Source organism: Marvinbryantia formatexigens DSM 14469 (assembly GCF_025148285.1).
Lineage (GTDB): Bacteria > Bacillota > Clostridia > Lachnospirales > Lachnospiraceae > Marvinbryantia > Marvinbryantia formatexigens.
The window spans coordinates 244,893-261,238 of record NZ_CP102268.1 but is presented as its reverse complement, the minus strand read 5'-3'; the positions used below and the strand labels follow the sequence as shown (position 1 = coordinate 261,238).

13 protein-coding genes are annotated in these 16,346 nt (G+C 43.7%); 12 read left to right on the top strand and 1 reads right to left on the bottom strand.

Annotated elements, in window-relative coordinates; genetic code table 11:
• The 4 genes from NQ534_RS01265 (at position 1) to NQ534_RS01245 (ending at position 4,495) form a co-directional block, all read left to right on the top strand.
• Positions 1-213 (top strand): hypothetical protein, encoded by a 213-nt coding sequence (locus NQ534_RS01265; protein ID WP_143115917.1) that lies wholly within the window; start codon positions 1-3, stop codon positions 211-213.
• Positions 214-262: 49 nt separating this feature from the next.
• A complete protein-coding gene (locus NQ534_RS01260; protein ID WP_006864059.1) occupies positions 263-595 on the top strand; it encodes a putative quinol monooxygenase in 333 nt (110 codons plus the stop codon).
• A gap of 773 nt (positions 596-1,368) precedes the next feature.
• Complete coding sequence (locus NQ534_RS01250; RefSeq protein WP_040785107.1) at positions 1,369-3,042, top strand: AAA family ATPase; 1,674 nt, start codon at positions 1,369-1,371, stop codon at positions 3,040-3,042.
• 535 nt (positions 3,043-3,577) lie between these two features.
• Positions 3,578-4,495 carry a tyrosine-type recombinase/integrase gene (locus NQ534_RS01245; RefSeq protein WP_006864062.1) on the top strand — a complete coding sequence of 306 codons (918 nt, stop codon included), beginning with the start codon at positions 3,578-3,580 and terminating at the stop codon, positions 4,493-4,495.
• Positions 4,496-4,817: 322 nt separating this feature from the next.
• Here NQ534_RS01245 and NQ534_RS01240 read toward each other — a convergent pair whose 3' ends face one another.
• Entirely contained in the window at positions 4,818-6,071 is a 1,254-nt protein-coding gene (locus tag NQ534_RS01240) for a transposase (protein WP_242655416.1), read from the bottom strand.
• 340 nt (positions 6,072-6,411) lie between these two features.
• Here NQ534_RS01240 and NQ534_RS01235 point away from each other — a divergent pair, with 340 nt between their 5' ends.
• From NQ534_RS01235 to tnpC, 8 genes are all read left to right on the top strand, one after another.
• Positions 6,412-8,085: an AAA family ATPase gene (locus NQ534_RS01235; RefSeq protein WP_006864064.1), complete on the top strand. Its 1,674-nt coding sequence runs from the start codon at positions 6,412-6,414 to the stop codon at positions 8,083-8,085.
• 17 nt (positions 8,086-8,102) lie between these two features.
• Positions 8,103-8,372, top strand: coding sequence for a hypothetical protein (locus tag NQ534_RS01230; protein WP_006864065.1), 270 nt, complete (start codon positions 8,103-8,105; stop codon positions 8,370-8,372).
• 157 nt (positions 8,373-8,529) lie between these two features.
• The gene (locus tag NQ534_RS01225) at positions 8,530-9,456 is read left to right on the top strand and encodes a ComEC/Rec2 family competence protein (protein ID WP_006864066.1); all 927 of its coding nucleotides are present in this window, start codon (positions 8,530-8,532) and stop codon (positions 9,454-9,456) included.
• Entirely contained in the window at positions 9,453-12,644 is a 3,192-nt protein-coding gene (locus NQ534_RS01220; RefSeq protein WP_040785108.1) for a S1 family serine peptidase, read from the top strand. The genes NQ534_RS01225 and NQ534_RS01220 overlap by 4 nt, the downstream gene beginning before the upstream one ends.
• A gap of 98 nt (positions 12,645-12,742) precedes the next feature.
• Entirely contained in the window at positions 12,743-13,372 is a 630-nt protein-coding gene (locus NQ534_RS01215; protein WP_006864068.1) for an NlpC/P60 family protein, read from the top strand.
• 87 nt (positions 13,373-13,459) lie between these two features.
• Complete coding sequence (gene tnpA / locus NQ534_RS01210) at positions 13,460-13,828, top strand: IS66 family insertion sequence element accessory protein TnpA (protein ID WP_260042953.1); 369 nt, start codon at positions 13,460-13,462, stop codon at positions 13,826-13,828.
• Positions 13,821-14,090, top strand: coding sequence for an IS66 family insertion sequence element accessory protein TnpB (gene tnpB, locus NQ534_RS21815; protein ID WP_006864050.1), 270 nt, complete (start codon positions 13,821-13,823; stop codon positions 14,088-14,090). Before tnpA ends, tnpB begins: the two co-directional genes overlap by 8 nt.
• A 200-nt stretch (positions 14,091-14,290) precedes the next feature.
• Positions 14,291-15,940, top strand: coding sequence for an IS66 family transposase (gene tnpC, locus NQ534_RS01205; RefSeq protein WP_006864048.1), 1,650 nt, complete (start codon positions 14,291-14,293; stop codon positions 15,938-15,940).
• Positions 15,941-16,346 lie beyond the last annotated feature (406 nt).

Sequence of the window (16,346 nt, the reverse complement as noted above, 5' to 3'; positions counted from 1 at the left end):
GTGAAAGCCCAGAAAGCGATGAAATATAAAGGGATTATTGAAAATGTAGGAAAGGCGTGTGCAACCGTTGGAGTGATTGCAATAGCTTTCACATCATTTTTTCCACCCGCAGGTGCGGTTTCTTCGATAGCTACATTTGCCGGTTGGCCAACAGCCTTTTCTGATCCAACAAAGAAGCATTTATGGACGTCTTTTGGCATCTGCAAAAAATAAAGAACTATTATATGATTGGGAATAAAATAGAAAAAGCAGGAGGACAGGTATGAGCATAGTTGTAAATATTTATTATACTGGGACAGATGGCAATGCACGGAAATTTGCGGAGGAAATGGAGAGAAGTGGTACTGTGGCGGAAATCCGTAAGGAAGAGGGGAATCTGCGGTATGAGTATTTCATTCCTAAGGCAGACCCGGAGACGGTTCTACTGATTGCCTGCTGGAAAGACCAGCAGGCGATTGACAGACATCATTCGTCCCCAATGATGGATAAGATTGCAGAGCTTCGGGTGAAGTATAATCTGCATATGAGGGTGGAGCGGTATATGTCTGATGAGGATGGAATACCGGAGACAGATAAACATTTTATTAAAAAGTAGGAATGTAAAAAATTTTTATTCCCTAATTGACACGAGCAGATTTTATCTTCTATCCATTCGTAAAAAATGAGGATTGTATTATTATTGAATTAAAGGTGAACCACACGGAGGAAGAAGCAATATGGCAAATCAAAGATTGAAAGTATGCGCTGCGATTTGAAGGAAAGTTTGGGGAGAACCCGAAATACACAGGGTGCATTCTCGCAGTAGGAATCGCTTATAATAAGGACGATGAAAGCAAGCGACATGAATGTAAGGCAGAGGTTTTGCGGGAGAGGTTGAGGTAAGGATAGATGCTGTTTTGTCAAAAACAAAAACATGGCGGTATCCGGCTTCAGGCCGGATGAGCGCGTTAAAGCTCTGTTTGGATGACTGGTGCCAAAACCAGCGGATGATAATTATATCTGTCCGGATGTTAAGCTTCAGATATACCCCTATAGTGTTCGCTATGTCATATTTTATCGTAAGCAGGTAAGCATCTGTACTTGACAAAATAAGAAATTTCCCGGCATTTATCAGGTACATTTTAAGCTATCTGAAAATCCAGAGAATTTATCCGCAAACCCTCTTGCAACAGGGGGAGTTTTATGGTATTGTAAGCATAATAGGGTAATTATACGCTGCTGGAAGACAGGCGTGTGAATCATCCCGGAATATTAAAAATAGACTCTAAAGACTGTACGGAGCGACTGTGTGGGGACAGATGAAGCTGGATAACTTTAGAATGGGCTGACAGATTCAAACCGGATGGCTGGGAAAGGAGTGTGGATAGATTGGGCGTTTACTTAAATAGCCGGAGCGCGTACAGCTTATTCTGCGAGGATTATGCGTCAACTTATTATGTGGACAAAACAGATATACTTGCTGAATTAGTGCCAATTGTAGAGTTAAAAGAGAATGAAATTGAAAAGTCTGGCCCCAATCAGGGCAAAGGACAGAAATATGTTGCGATTACAAGACCGCGCCGGTTTGGTAAAACGGTTATGGCGAATATGATCGTTTCCTATTTTGGAAAAGGTGTGGACAGCGGCAGACTTTTCCGAAATTTGAGGGCTTCAAAGTATGAATGGTATCGTGAGCATCTTAATAAGCATAATGTGATTCATATTATGTTTAATGAAATGCCGGATGAGGTGTCTACTTATACACAGTATATTGCCAGGATAAAGTCCCTGTTGCTAGATGATTTGATAATGGCATATCCGAAAGTAAAGATCAGAGAAACAGATGCTGTGTGGGATGCTTTGAAGAAAATTCACGAATACTGTGACGGCGAGAAATTTATCTTTGTGCTGGATGAGTGGGACTATATCTATCATCAGGACTTTGCCACAGATAAGGATAAGGCGGGGTTTACAAAATTTTTAAGCAATCTTTTAAAGGATAAAGCCTATGTGGAGATGGCATATATGACCGGCATCCTGCCGATTGCCAAGTATTCCAGTGGTTCGGAACTGAATATGTTTTTTGAATACTCTATGGCCACCAGGGTAAAATACAGTGAATATTTCGGTTTTACCGATGAGGAAGTGGATGTTCTGTATCAGAGGTATCTGGAGACAGAGTCTGATCCGGCTGTGACCCGTGAGGGATTGGAACTGTGGTATGACGGATATCAGACGGCAGGCGGGCAGAAGCTGTATAACCCAAGATCTGTAGTTGGTGCGCTGAGTGACAATCAGTTGGGAAACTACTGGACGAGTTCAGGCCCTTATGATGAGATATTCTATTATATAGGTGCCAATACGGACGCAGTCAAGGATGATATCGCCGCTATGGTAGCGGATAATCCGGTTCCGGCAAGAGTACAGGAATATGCCGCAACATCTATGGAGCTGAAAACAAAGGATGAGATATTCTCAGCAATGGTAGTGTATGGCTTTCTGAATTATAAGGACGGGTACGTTTCCATCCCGAACAAAGAGTTGATGGATAAGTTTGCGGAGGTGGTACAGCGGGAGCCTTCTTTGGGAAATGTATATAAGCTGACAAAAGAATCCGGGCGGATGCTCGCAGCGACGAAGGCCGGCGATACAAAAACCATGACGGAGCTGATGGAGTACGCGCATAATACGCACAGTCCGTTGCAGACATACAGCAATGAGGCGGAGCTGGCATCTATTATCCGGTGGGTATATCTGAAAGCACTGGATTCCTATCGTATTGAACGCGAGGACAAAGCGGGTCTTGGCTATGTTGATTTTATCTTTTATCCGTTCGTAAAGAGCGAGGACTGTATTATTATTGAATTAAAAGTGAACCACACAGCGGACGAAGCAATACGGCAAATCAAGGAACGTCAGTATGCTTTGCGCTTTGAAGGAAAGTTTGGGGAGAATCCTGAGTACACAGGACGCATCCTTGCAGTGGGAATCGCTTATAACAAGGATGATGAGAACAAGCGGCATGAGTGCAAAATGGAGGTTCTGCGGGAGCGATTAAAGTAAGGATAGATGCTGTTTTCTCAAAAGGAATTGTTTGCAGCCTGAAATGTGAGAAAGGAGGCTGGGACGAGACGTATGAAGGCAGCGAAAAATGGTATGAAAAAGGCCAGGAAGACCGCCTTTGAGCTTGTTGACATGGGACCTTCCGGTAGAAAAGATAGCGCAGATGCCCCCTGTGGTTGGAATCAGTGAGATACTGACGATTTTACCACAAGGGGTATTTTTAGCCTTGCGGGTTAGCGTTGATTAATTGACATTATCTTATACGGCAGAGGTGTCGGATCAAATCGAAAAGCTGAAGTTGGAGTATTTTACTTCAATTGTAGATGAAGATGTTTATTGCAAAAAATGTGGAAAGTTGCAGAAACATATAAAATAAGCTTTTCTGGTTTGTCCGGGTTAGGAATAAGGGATATGGCGAGGTGTGAAATCGGACATCATATTTTGATTTTTTCATTTCGAATAGCTTTCTATTGAAAATAGTACCGAAAACGATAGTATGTTATTTATATAATAAAGACAATGGAGGTTTTATGAAATGAGGATACAGGATAAATTGGTGCCATATCTGGAATATTGCGAATACAGAAAAGAACTTGATAAAAATACGATTAAAGCATATCGGATTGATTTGTGCCAGTACTTTACATTTATTTGCTGTGATGAACCCAATAAAGAAAAAATAGAAGTATATATTACTGAACTACATAAAAAATATAAGCAGAAGACGGTAAAAAGGAAAATCGCATCTTTAAAGGCCTTTTACAATTATTTGGAGGAAGAGGAGATTATCTCGTACAATCCTTTTAGGAAGATTAAAGTTAAATTTAAAGAAACCATAACTCTTCCGAGGATAATACTGCGGGAAGAAATAGAGAAGTTACTGAATTATATGTATGACTGTCTGAAGAAGAATGTTCTAACTGGTTATAAATACCAATTGAGGGATATAGCAGTTGTGGAAGTTCTTTTTGCGACAGGTGCCAGAGTGTACGAAATATCAAATATACGAGAAGACAGTGTAAACCTAAATTCTGGTCAGATCAGAATTATGGGAAAGGGTGGAAAAGAGAGATATGTCCAGATCAGTAATTCCTCAGTACTTGCAGTTTTAAGAAAATATTATAAGCAGAATGAAAATGAAATCAAAAAAAGTGGCTGTTTTTTTATTAACAACAGGGGAAATAGATATACGGAACAGTCAATTCGATCAATGTTAAAAAAGTATGCGAAGCAGGCTGGTATAGCGCGGAATATTACTCCTCATATGTTCCGGCATTCATTTGCAACCTATTTAATTGAGGAAGGTGTAGATGTGAGCTGTGTTCAACAAATTCGAGGGCACAGTTCCATTAAGACAACTCAAATATACATCCATATAGCGGCAAAGAAACAGGCCGAGATACTTCGAGAAATGCATCCAAGAAATAGTATGAGTATTGCAGGCGTGGCTTAACAGTTTCCTAGAATTAAGTAAATATTGAAGTTTATACCTGACCGGCCAAAGAGGGTGGTCTTTTTGGCGTTAAAATTGGCGGGATTATTAGGGATACATGGATTATTTGTAGTTTTTGTAAGCAAAAGAAAAAAGAAAAAATTAGTACTACTACCGTATATGATACTTGAGTTTCCGCAAACTGTAATTAAAAAGTAAATGTGTCTGCCTAAAGTACCAATCTGCCGTTTTTTGAAAGGTATCGAATGGCAGTTCTGTGAATAGAGGTACTTTAATAAGCCCCGCCGGAACCGGACTTTGGGAGACATATTCTTTTATCTATTCAAACAGCCAGCTTAAGGCAGAGTTGACGGTATACAGGACGCCTTGTCCGGAACCAGAGCCTGATGCCCTCTTTTGCATACGACAGTATGCCGGAGATACCTTTAGCCAGCCGATAATAGCAAAACGCTATCTTTTCTTTTATCGGATTTGCGGTATGTATAATTGCAGTTTTAAGGGCATTTGTTTCTGCCTTCATAGAAATATGGGCAAGAAATGCCATGCATAAAGTAGTATAAAAGTTTAAAGCATTGATTGCCTTAAGCTTGCGTACCCGGAAATTTTCAAACTGAAACATCTGTTTTTTGCAGCGGAAATATTCCTCGATCTTCCATCTGGAAAAGTAAAGCTTTGCAACCTTTATTACATCTTCTTTCGATTTGATTGCCTTATTTGTTGCCAGCATCATGGGATGCTCTGTAATTCCGTAAACAAGGACGGGATACATATCTTTTCTGGATGCGGTAATCTGAACTTTTACATGGGAAAGATACGCTTCATGTTTCTTTCCTTTGTAAAACAGTGGAAGCTTTACTTTCCCTTTTCTGCGGTTACGCAGCTCCGTGGCCAGGGTCCATTTATTATGGTATAACAGTCTGCGCTTTGCAGTCAGCCGGATCACATAATCCTGTTTCATGGAATCCAGTTTCAGGAACATCTTGTTATCATCATAGCCGCGATCCATGACAAAGGTTGCTTTTCCGAAAAGAGCTTTTGCCCGTTCCATAGCGGAGAAGGTCACATCATTGATGGAAGTAAAATCTTTTTCCACGGAAGAATGAATTTCTGAAAAAATGCTGACAGGATGGTTGCTGGTTGTAAGGACGGTGGCTTCTGTGACATGATATCCTTTTTTATAAACATTCTTTGTTTTTGTGCTTTCAGAACCATCCCGGACCCATCCGGGGGCTTCAAATTGGTAACCGTCAGGCTTCACAACATCACTGTCATCGATATGGATAACCGGCTGATCAGGGCACCATTTTTTTACTTGTTTCAGATAAGCTTTCAGAGCATCTTTCGGAGTGCCCTTTGCAAGATGCCTGGAAAGGCGGTCAACGGTATTGATTTTTCTGGACGTTTCATGTAACTGGTCAGCGATGTCGGTGAGAAGACAGCTTCCGGAAGCAAGCATACCATAATTCATATCCGCCATAAATTTACGTTCCGGTTTGGAAAGATTTCTGGAAATTTTATTTGAAAAAGATAAAATTTCCCGTTTCATTTGATAGGTATTTGATGTAAAATTAGCCATAAGGAATCCTTTCATTTTTGTTTAGTGGATTATTGTTGTGGTGACTTAATTTTACAACAAAAAAGGAAGAGATTCCTTATATTTTTGGCATTTTTTGAAAGTTGTGCATAATCAGCATCGCCAATCAGCGGCTTTGTGGATAGAACTGCGGAAACTCAAGGACAAACCATCTTGTAACAGGGGAAGTTTTATGGTACGATAAACATAATAGGGTTATTATACGCTGTTGGAAGGCGGGTGAGACTGGGCAGAACTGACAGCTTCAAGATGGGGAGATCAGGCAAGTCAGAACTGCTTAGACAGATCCAGAACGGCTGGCCGGGAAAGGAGTGTGGATAGAATGGGTATTTATTTAAATAGCCGGAGTGCATATAGTTTATTCCGCAGAGAATACGCATCAACTTATTTTGTGGATAAGACGGATATACTTGCTGAACTTGTGCCGCTGGTGGAACTGGAAGGGAATGAAATGGAAGAAGCTGGTCCTAATCAGGGAAAGGGGCCCAAATATGTAGCGATCACCAGACCGCGCCGGTTTGGTAAGACGGTTATGGCTAACATGATCGCTTCTTATTTTGGAAAAGGCGCAGACAGCAGCAGGCTTTTTCGAAATTTGAAAGCTTCAAAGTATGACTGGTATGAAGGACATCTGAATAAACACAATGTCATCCATATTATGTTTAATGAGATGCCAAAAGAAGGTAATTCCTATAGTCAGTATATTGCACGGTTTGAAAAAGGATTACTGACAGATTTGCGAAAAGCATACCCTAATGCAGAAATAGAAAAAGACGATGCCATATGGGATGCTTTGATGAAGGTGCATGAATACTGTGATGGGGAGAAGTTTATTTTTGTGCTGGATGAATGGGATTATATTTATCATCAGGATTTTGCCGCAGATAAAGACAAGGCTAGATTCACGAAATTTTTAAGCAATCTTTTAAAGGATAAAGCCTATGTGGAGATGGCATACATGACGGGTATCCTGCCGATTGCAAAATATTCCAGCGGCTCAGAATTGAATATGTTTTTTGAGTATTCTATGGCCACCAGGGTAAAATACAGTGAATATTTCGGTTTTACCGATGAGGAAGTGGATGTTCTGTATCAGAGGTATCTGGAGACAGAGCCAGATCCGGCTGTGACCCGTGAGGAATTGGAACTGTGGTATGACGGATATCAGACGGCAGGCGGCCAAAAGCTGTATAACCCCAGGTCTGTAGTCGGTGCGCTTAGTGACAACCAGTTGGGAAGCTACTGGACGAGTTCGGGCCCTTATGATGAGATATTCTATTATATAGGTGCCAATACGGATGCTGTCAAGGATGATATCGCCGCTATGGTAGCGGATAATCCGGTTCCGGCAAGAGTACAGGAATATGCTGCTACATCGATGGAGCTGGAAACAAAAGATGAGATATTCTCAGCGATGGTAGTGTATGGATTTCTGAATTTTAAAGACGGGTATGTTTCCATTCCGAACAAAGAATTGATGGATAAGTTTGCAGAAGTAGTACAGCGGGAGCCTTCTCTTGGAAATGTGTATAAGCTGACAAAAGAATCGGGGCGGATGCTCGCAGCGACGAAAGCCGGCGATACAAAAACTATGACGGAGTTGATGGAGTACGCGCATAATACGCACAGCCCGCTGCAGACATACAGCAATGAGGCAGAGCTGGCGTCTATTATCCGGTGGGTGTATCTGAAAGCATTGGATTCCTATCGTATTGAACGCGAGGACAAAGCGGGTCTTGGTTATGTTGACTTTATCTTTTATCCGTTCGTAAAAAACGAGGATTGTATTATTATTGAGTTAAAAGTGAACCACACAGCGGACGAAGCGATCCGGCAAATCAAGGACCGTCAGTATGCGCTCCGGTTTGAAGGAAAGTTCGGGGAGAATCCGGAATACACGGGACGTATCCTTGCGGTGGGGATTGCCTATAACAAGGATGATGAGGATAAACGACATGAGTGCAGGGTGGAGGTTCTGCGGGAGAGGCTAAAGTAAGGGAAGGATGCTGAAGAATGATAAAGTACAAAGCTTCTGAACGTAAAGTTGATTTATATGATATCGGAGATGGATTGACGTTAATGAACATCATTCTGAAAAATCAGGATGGGCAGATGAGGTCAATAGATACCTATATCGGAGCAGACAGAAATGGCTTTTCATGTGTAGGTCATACAGAGGGACTGGATGAACCTGGAGTTATTTTCAGCTATCCGGGATATGTCAGGATGATTGAAGCAAATCTATCGTATTACCTGAATGCTTTTTTCAATAACATCAAGTAAGAAAGGGTAGCCTGGCTGAAATGTCAGGTTATTTATTCCCGAGAGCAACGAGCCAGACAGATGTAGAAGAGGCTGGTGCGCTGTTGATTATTGGTTAGCATGATTTGCCTTGCAGAAGGCTGAAGGAAGTAAAGGGGGAAGGACAGAAACAGAACCTATGCTGCAGATTTTTAATTACAATGCCGGAAGGGGCGACTGTATGCGCCTGCGATATGTCGGCGCATCTGGAAATTTTCGCAATATTATAATAGATACGGGCGTTATGCGCTTTGGAAACAGGCTTGCCGATATCTGCGCAGAGATGTCTGCTGCCGGAGAGTGTGTTGATGCGCTTATACTGACGCATGTGGATGACGACCATATTGGAGGACTGCTCAGTAATTTGCGCAGGAATGAAAAATTGCCGGTTACAGAAGTGTGGATGAATCACGGGGATGTGATTTCCGGCCAGACAGAATTATCTGTCCGGCAAAACGATGAAGTATATACGAGACTGATAAAATGCGGTATACCTGTAAAACCGGCTGTGGTAGGCAATACTTTTGAAACAGATGGTGCGGTGTTTCGGATTTTGTGGCCGGTGGAATCTGCGCTGCACAGAGAGAAGAATGTGCAGGATTCTGTACCGCTTGGCAGGACATCAGATTATGGATATAGCTTTCGGGAGCTGATGGCTCTCCCGATAAAATACAGCGATACAAGTGTAAACAATCATGCCAGTATTGTATTTGAATTTATTTACCGTGACTGCAGGATGCTATTTACGGGAGATGCATGGTCAGCGGATGTGCTGGCAAACATCAAAGATGGAAACTATGACCTGGTCAAACTGCCGCATCATGGCTCGGTAAAAAATATTTCCGAGGAGTGGAGCGGCAGAGTCAATTGCAGAAATTACATAATCTGCACGGAAGGTCTCCGGCATCCGGACAAGCAGACGATTGCAAAACTGCTCAAATGGTATGGGAATATAAATATCTATGGATCTGTGAACTGGTGGAGCAGATTTTTAACAGAGGAAGATCAAAAATATAAGGTACATTTTGTGGAGGGGGAAGAGATTTTATGGGAGACACCGGTATGAGGCTGCTGGAAGATCTGGAATGGAGGACGCAGGAGTATTCTGCACTCATTACGGATGCAAGGAGAACTTCATGCGGCAGCGGTGTTTTATATTATTCCGGAAAAGGCTCTATGTTCTTCGTGTTTACCTGCGCACATGTGCTGGAAGCGCTGACAGACCCGATTGAGGTTCACTTTTTGCTCCCGATAGACAGACAAAAGGAAGACTATCGGGAGTGTTGTATTTTTGCGGGGCGTGAACAAGTTGTATATTCTCCGATTGATGAAATAACAGAAACAGGAAATATTAAAAAGCATTCTGTTGATGCGGCTGTCATCTATCTAAAGAAAGATGACGCATTGCCGTTGGAAGCAACGCCTTATCTGATCGCAGAGGCAAGAAAAGGCGATAAGGTTTTTTCACAGGGTTTTCCAGGTGGGATAAAGCAGGGAATTCCACTGCTGGAAATAATGGATACGACACGTGGAACCGTTCTTCATAGTCTGTCGGATAGAAGAGAATTTACCTTCAGAGCGGAAGATGGATATCTTGATCAGGGCAACAGAGTTTATGAGCTGGAAGGCTTTTCCGGAGCGCCTGTCTGGCATGGAGAAGAGGAGAATTTCAGCGTTTTGGGACTGCTATCGTCTGGCGAGGGAGAAACGGTATATCGCGGCAGGGTGTCGTCAGTAAAAATGGGGATAATAAGAAGTATTATGAAAAACCATTTTAATATACTGCTTGAAACCCGGATTATCGGGATTCCGGAAGAGGACGTTGCATGCGGGAAAACGCAGCTGCTATATGATGGGACAACCCGGCTTCCGCAAAAACAGAGTATGTACGACGACTGGCTTGGCATGCAGACGGAAAAAGTGCGTGCTTACATAGATGATATAAAATTCCAGAAGGCGATAGCTTTTGCAAAGGAAACGATGCTGGACGAGCGGTTCGAACAGTGCAGCGCGCATATGATAAAACATCACATGCAGCATATGCTTTACTGCTTTGAAGCATGTTATCTGGATGATGAATATCATATTCTTGAAGAAGAGATGAGGCAACGGGGACTTTTAAAGGGGCACGATCCGCTGCGGTGGCTGACTTACAATTTTGGAAAAAAGAATTATAAAGAAACGATGGAATATGCAAAAAAAATTTTGGGAGATGGCACAGACAGCGAGAATGTACGTATACTGGCGGAAGTGTTTTATGATCTCGGAAGAGCGTATGAAGAAAATGCCGCGGCGGAAGATACGCTGGGGCATATGGTCGATGAGCACGAGAATCTGAAACTGGAGATTACCGAGCCGGATGAAGAAGCATTAATTTATCAGATGATAGGATTTGTATATGGGGAGCGTTATAAACAATACACCAGGTCTGTTCGCTGCTTGAACCGTGCTTATCGGATCGGGAGCGATTATGCAGTGCTGGAAAGTCTGGCGTGCGCATACTATTTTCTGGCGATCCAGGAGGCGACAAGGGAAGATGGTACGGTAGATACGGAGCGTATAAATCGTGCTGCCTTATATAAGGCACGGGAGTGTTTTCTGATTATTTTGGAAAAAGCGGATGAATTATATTTATCAGCGATATTGAAGAGGGAAGGATGCGTGTTATTTAACACGTTCTTTTTCCTGCAGGATACATATCGGATAATAACAATTTATCCGCTCCTGAAAAAATATGGACCGTTATTTGGAGAAATCGATCAGCGCGATCTTGAGCTGAAGTATGCAAGAACTTTATGCCAGGGTGGAAAAATAGACTTATCCGTTTTTTCTGCCTTGTCGGAAGCGGATAAAGTGCTTATTGACAGCCTGGGTGCGATGAATGAAATGATGCGGACATTTGAGTTTAAAAATCCGGCAATGCTTAAAAGAACGCAATGTCTGGAAAGGGATATGCAGCGCCTGATTGTTGCTGTCGAGAATAATATAGAGAAAATCGACCAGAGAGAGCGGATGGCTGTTGTGGCGATGCTGATGAATCTATATGGATGGGGAAGACGTATCTTTGGCTGGAACGTGACGGCTGACATGGAAAGACATCTGGTATTTATCAGAGCGGAAGGGAATGAGAAAGCGATAACTGCTTTTGAAAACTTTCTGTTTGAAAATAGTCATACGGTTGAAGAAGCAGAAGCAAAAGTGGTGGAAAGCTGGAAAAATAATCCGTCTCTGGAATTATGGCTGGAAATTCTTCAATTCTATAAAAGAAACTGGATGCTGGAGAAAGCGGATGCCATGTTTCGGGATCTGTTTGAAAACCATGCGGAATATGTGAAGGATGAACCGGAATATGCCTACAGAGCATATATTGATTATATCATTCAGTATCGGCGTGATATAAAGGAAGCACTGAGATTTTTTTCTGTACATAAAAATGAGATGCAGGATAAAAATATCAGGATCTTCTGGGAGCATGAATTAATGCTGTATACGAATTCCTTTAATCATCCGGAGCGTTTTGAAGAGGAACGGATATCCTTCGTTGAGGAGGGGTTACTTCTGCCTCAGGAGTATCATCGTGTGGCGCTGATTGCATATATGTGCAACCTGAATGCGAAAAAAGCATGGGAGCATTTTAATGTAGATAATGCATTTTTCGGCATTCTTGCACAGTCTAAGGGCAGTACGTATCTGACGAGAGAAAGAGCCATGTTTTTGATCTGGCAGCGAAAATACCCTCCGCACAGAGAGACGACCTGGAATGGAATGCTGGAAACAAGGGTTAATAGTGTAAAGGATACTTACAGGAGAGAAAACTGGCATGTGCGGGTGCAGGTAATAAAAAAGAAACTTGGTTTTGATGTCAACAGATGCATTGCGATAGATGCGTGGGGTTTATATATGATTGCGATAGAGGACAAGCTGGATACGTTAGAGCAATTTGATAATGTTTATATTACGCACAGCTCTGTCTCAAGAATGCTGGAGGAAATGTGCCATTATGAAAACCGATATCTGGAGAGTATTATTGCCTATCTGGAAATACTCTCCAATGTAAAACTGCAGTCACCGGATTTTGAACATCAGTTATTGGTAAGAGAAAGGGCGGAATATTATGAACAGTGCAGCACGGTAGCGCTGGCACTGAAGCTGGGATGTCCTGCGGTGGTTGGAGAACCGATGCTTGATAATGACATGATAGTTAATTTTAAAAATATGATCATTAGACCATGTGATTATGATTTGTTAAAATAGAAAAGAGTCTGCGTTTCAAAAGGCAGGCGCTATCTGTTTCCAAAGCTGGGATATGCTGCATATGCTGATAGGGTAACCTAAGTATTTGGAGGTAAACTATGGCAGGCATTGCAGATGTCAGCGCGCTGATCCGGTCGCGTGAGGGGAGAAATTCCTACACGCAGAGCTATCTGCGCGAGAATGTTTTTGATGGATATTCGGACTGCTCGTCTCTGGTGTGGAAATGCTATGAGCGTGGTCTCGGCATCTTCGTTGGCACATGGACCGGCGAGCAGATCGACAAAGGAACGCTGGTATTGAAAAATACAGACGCCAGCAGGAAGAGCCTTTCGAAAAAGGATCTTGTAAAGATGCAGGAGGGGAATCTTGTGTTCTGGGGGCCGTCCCGCTACGATTCACGTCATGTGGAGTATTATATGGGAAACGGTGAGTTTTCGGGACATGGGGCTGGCATCGGTCCAGTGAGGAAAAAGGCGACCGAGTACCGCCACACCTACCAGCTTCTGGAGGTGCGCCGTTATGTAAAGAGCGGCGGTCAGACGTCCGGCGGCAGCGATCCGGCGGACAGAAAAGAGCTGTTCCGCGGCAGATGTGTGGCGGACGATGTAAACGTGCGCGTCTGGGCGGGGACGGACTATGAAAACATTAAGAGTTATCCGAAGCTCTATGTGGGCGATATCGTGGAGGTAATCGACTACACACAGAAGGACAAATACGGCGAGGACTGATATTATGTGCGCCTTGGCGGAAAATATGTAAGTAGGTAATAATCCGTATCTACAAATTTATCTCCACATTTGATAAGATGATTTCAAATGATGGAGGTGATGATTATAAATATGAATGACAATGCAGCTTCAAAGACTGATCCTTGGACAGACCGGATCAGCGCTTTCCAGGCAAGTGGTTTATCCCGTAAAGACTGGTGTAAACAGAATGGGGTTCCACAGTCTACATTGGGTTACTGGATCCGAAAGATCCAGTCAGAAGTCTCCGAAAAAGAAGAGGACAGCGAGACGGTGTTCGCAAAGCTTCCATCTGTTCAGGAGATCCGAACTGCTGAAAACATGGGTAACTCCCCTGTGGCGATCTGTCTCCCGGAAAATATCCGGATCGAGATCGGTGCTGACTGTCCATCCAGGCTGATGGCAGCCCTTCTTCAGACGTTAAAGAGCTATGCTTGATTTTTCCGGTAGCACTACTGTTTATCTGGCATGCGGCTGCACAGACCTCCGTAAAAGCTACACGGGTCTGGCAGCGGTCATCAAACTGAAATTCCATCTCGACCCGTACTCCCGCGGTATGTTCGCGTTCTGCAATCGCAGGCGCACATTGATCAAGATCCTTCCGTGGGACGGATCCGGATTCTGGATCCTGATGAAACGACCGGACCGTGATTCTTTCCATTGGCCTGATACACCGGATGAACTGAAAAAGTCACATTAAAAGAAATCCATTGGCTGTGTGATGGTCTATCCCTCAAGCCCAGCGGTGCTTTTGAAGAGCGCCATCCGAAGGTTGTCGTGTGAGCTTAGCTCTGTCAATCCGCAAAAAGCCGAAATTTTCTTCCTTTTATGCGGCTTTTTCTCTGCCCCTTCTCCATGGTATACTTTCTGTTAGAGATCTTAGAAAGTTGAGGTTACAGGATGGAGCCGCTTTTTACAGAAGAACAGCTGAACGGCATGAGCAGGGAAAATATCATAGCGTTGATGCGGGTGATGCAGAAGCACCAGCAGGAACAGGAAAACCAGATCCGGATCCTTACGGAAAAAACAAAGGAGCTGGAGTTCCTGAACGCGATGCTTTCCGACCGCCTGACCCTTGCACAGCGCAAACGGTTTGGGGCATCCAGTGAGAAGTATGCGGATGGCTATACCCAGCTGAACCTCTTCAATGAAGCGGAACAGGAAGCAGATCCGGATGCGCCGGAGCCGGACATGGAAGAGATCCATCCATCTTCCTATAAAAGAAAGAAACGTTCCGGCAAAAAGGAGGAGGACCTTTCCGCTTTTGAAACGACGGAAGTGATCGAATACAAGCTGACTGGGATGGACAGATACTGCCCGGACTGCGGTATGAAATATAAAGTTGTAACGAAAGAGACCGTAAAGCGTCTGAAATTCGTCCCCGCACGTTTTGAGGCCGTGGAGGAGAATACCTGTGTTTACAGCTGTCCGAAATGCGGTGCGATGAAGCGTCCGGAAAAGACACCTTCCCTCCTCAAAGGAAGTGTGGCAACGCCATCCCTGGTGGCAGGCATCATGAATGCAAAGTATGTGAACGGCATGCCCCTTGCACGTCAGGAACGGGAATTCGCCCGTTATGACCTGAACCTTTCAACAAAGACCATGGCGAATTGGATCATCCAGTGTGCGGGCCGGTACCTGCAGCCGCTCTGTGAGCTGATGAAGGAAGAATTCCTTCGGAGCAGATATGCCCATGTGGATGAGACCCGGGTCCAGGTGATCGATGAGCCGGAGCAGAAAGGTTCCACCCAGAACTGGATGTGGGTCTATCTCACAGATGAATACAGCGGCTCACCGCGGATGGTGCTCTTCCAATACGAAAGGACGCGCGCCGGATATCATCCGGCCAGATTCCTCGGTGACCAGTTCCATGGTTATTTCACCTGCGATGGATACCAGGCATACCACAGCCTTCCGGGAAGGATCACCGTAACAGGGTGCATGGCCCATGCGAGGCGCAGGTTTGATGAAGCCCTGACTATTTTAAAAAAGGACTTCACCAAAGAGCAGCTGAAGGAAACAACTGCATATCAGGCAATGGCACGGATCGGAATGCTCTATAAGATTGAAGAGATCATCCGTGATAAAACGCCGGAAGAAAGGTATGAAGAGCGTCAAAAGCAGGCAAAGCCGCTTTTAGAGGCTTTCTTTGAGTGGCTGCATACCCTGGAGGATGCTGTGGACAGATCCTCGAAGATCGGGGAAGCAGTGCTGTATACCCTGAACCAGGAAACATATCTGAAAAGATATCTGGAAGACGGGCAGTTAAGTATTGATAATTCAGTTGCGGAACGGGCACTGAAAAATTTTGCCATAGGCCGCCGTAACTGGCTGTTTTCCAAAAGTATCAGGGGAGCACAGACCAGCGCGACTGTATACAGCATCACAGAAACAGCTCTTCTGAATGGTCTGAAGCCATACAACTATCTAACCTATGTGCTGGAAAAGATGAAAGATCTCGGTGCATTTCCGGCAAAAGAAGAAATGACAGAACTCCTTCCGTGGTCCTCCGGTCTTCCTGAGGATTGCCGCAGCAAGCATAAAAAATAGCAACCAGCTTCACCCCCCAAGTAAACCTCTGGGGGATTTCTTATTCTGTCAAGGTACGGATTATTACCTACTTACACATAATGTTCTCCGTAAGATACGGATCAACTGTTCAAGAAAATCCGTATCTGTTACCTGGGGTATCCGGAAGGTCATACCAGCTATAGACAATTCCAATACTGGAAGTTCAGTTAACACTAGATTATTCCGGCGCTGTAAAGGGGACATGACATCATTTAGGTCATCGACGATCTGCTCCTTAGCGGTTTTGAGATTATGGGCAATAATTTTCTGCTTATACATTTCATCGTATTTCGCTGAATCCGTTGACTGTCAGGCGGCTTTCTGGTAAACTAAAAAAATAGAACAATTGTGCGCTTTTGTAATTTACTGTTCTTATGGATTGCGG

Excerpts from the sequence above, each read along its gene's own strand:
- NQ534_RS01260 (WP_006864059.1), top strand. The coding sequence starts at position 263 with ATGAGCATAGTTGTAAATATTTATTATACTGGGACAGATGGCAATGCA.
- NQ534_RS01245 (WP_006864062.1), top strand. The coding sequence starts at position 3,578 with ATGAGGATACAGGATAAATTGGTGCCATATCTGGAATATTGCGAATAC.
- NQ534_RS01240 (WP_242655416.1), bottom strand. The coding sequence starts at position 6,071 with ATGGCTAATTTTACATCAAATACCTATCAAATGAAACGGGAAATTTTA.
- NQ534_RS01235 (WP_006864064.1), top strand. The coding sequence starts at position 6,412 with ATGGGTATTTATTTAAATAGCCGGAGTGCATATAGTTTATTCCGCAGA.
- NQ534_RS01230 (WP_006864065.1), top strand. The coding sequence starts at position 8,103 with ATGATAAAGTACAAAGCTTCTGAACGTAAAGTTGATTTATATGATATC.
- NQ534_RS01225 (WP_006864066.1), top strand. The coding sequence starts at position 8,530 with ATGCTGCAGATTTTTAATTACAATGCCGGAAGGGGCGACTGTATGCGC.
- NQ534_RS01220 (WP_040785108.1), top strand. The coding sequence starts at position 9,453 with ATGAGGCTGCTGGAAGATCTGGAATGGAGGACGCAGGAGTATTCTGCA.
- NQ534_RS01215 (WP_006864068.1), top strand. The coding sequence starts at position 12,743 with ATGGCAGGCATTGCAGATGTCAGCGCGCTGATCCGGTCGCGTGAGGGG.
- tnpA (WP_260042953.1), top strand. The coding sequence starts at position 13,460 with ATGATGGAGGTGATGATTATAAATATGAATGACAATGCAGCTTCAAAG.
- tnpB (WP_006864050.1), top strand. The coding sequence starts at position 13,821 with ATGCTTGATTTTTCCGGTAGCACTACTGTTTATCTGGCATGCGGCTGC.
- tnpC (WP_006864048.1), top strand. The coding sequence starts at position 14,291 with ATGGAGCCGCTTTTTACAGAAGAACAGCTGAACGGCATGAGCAGGGAA.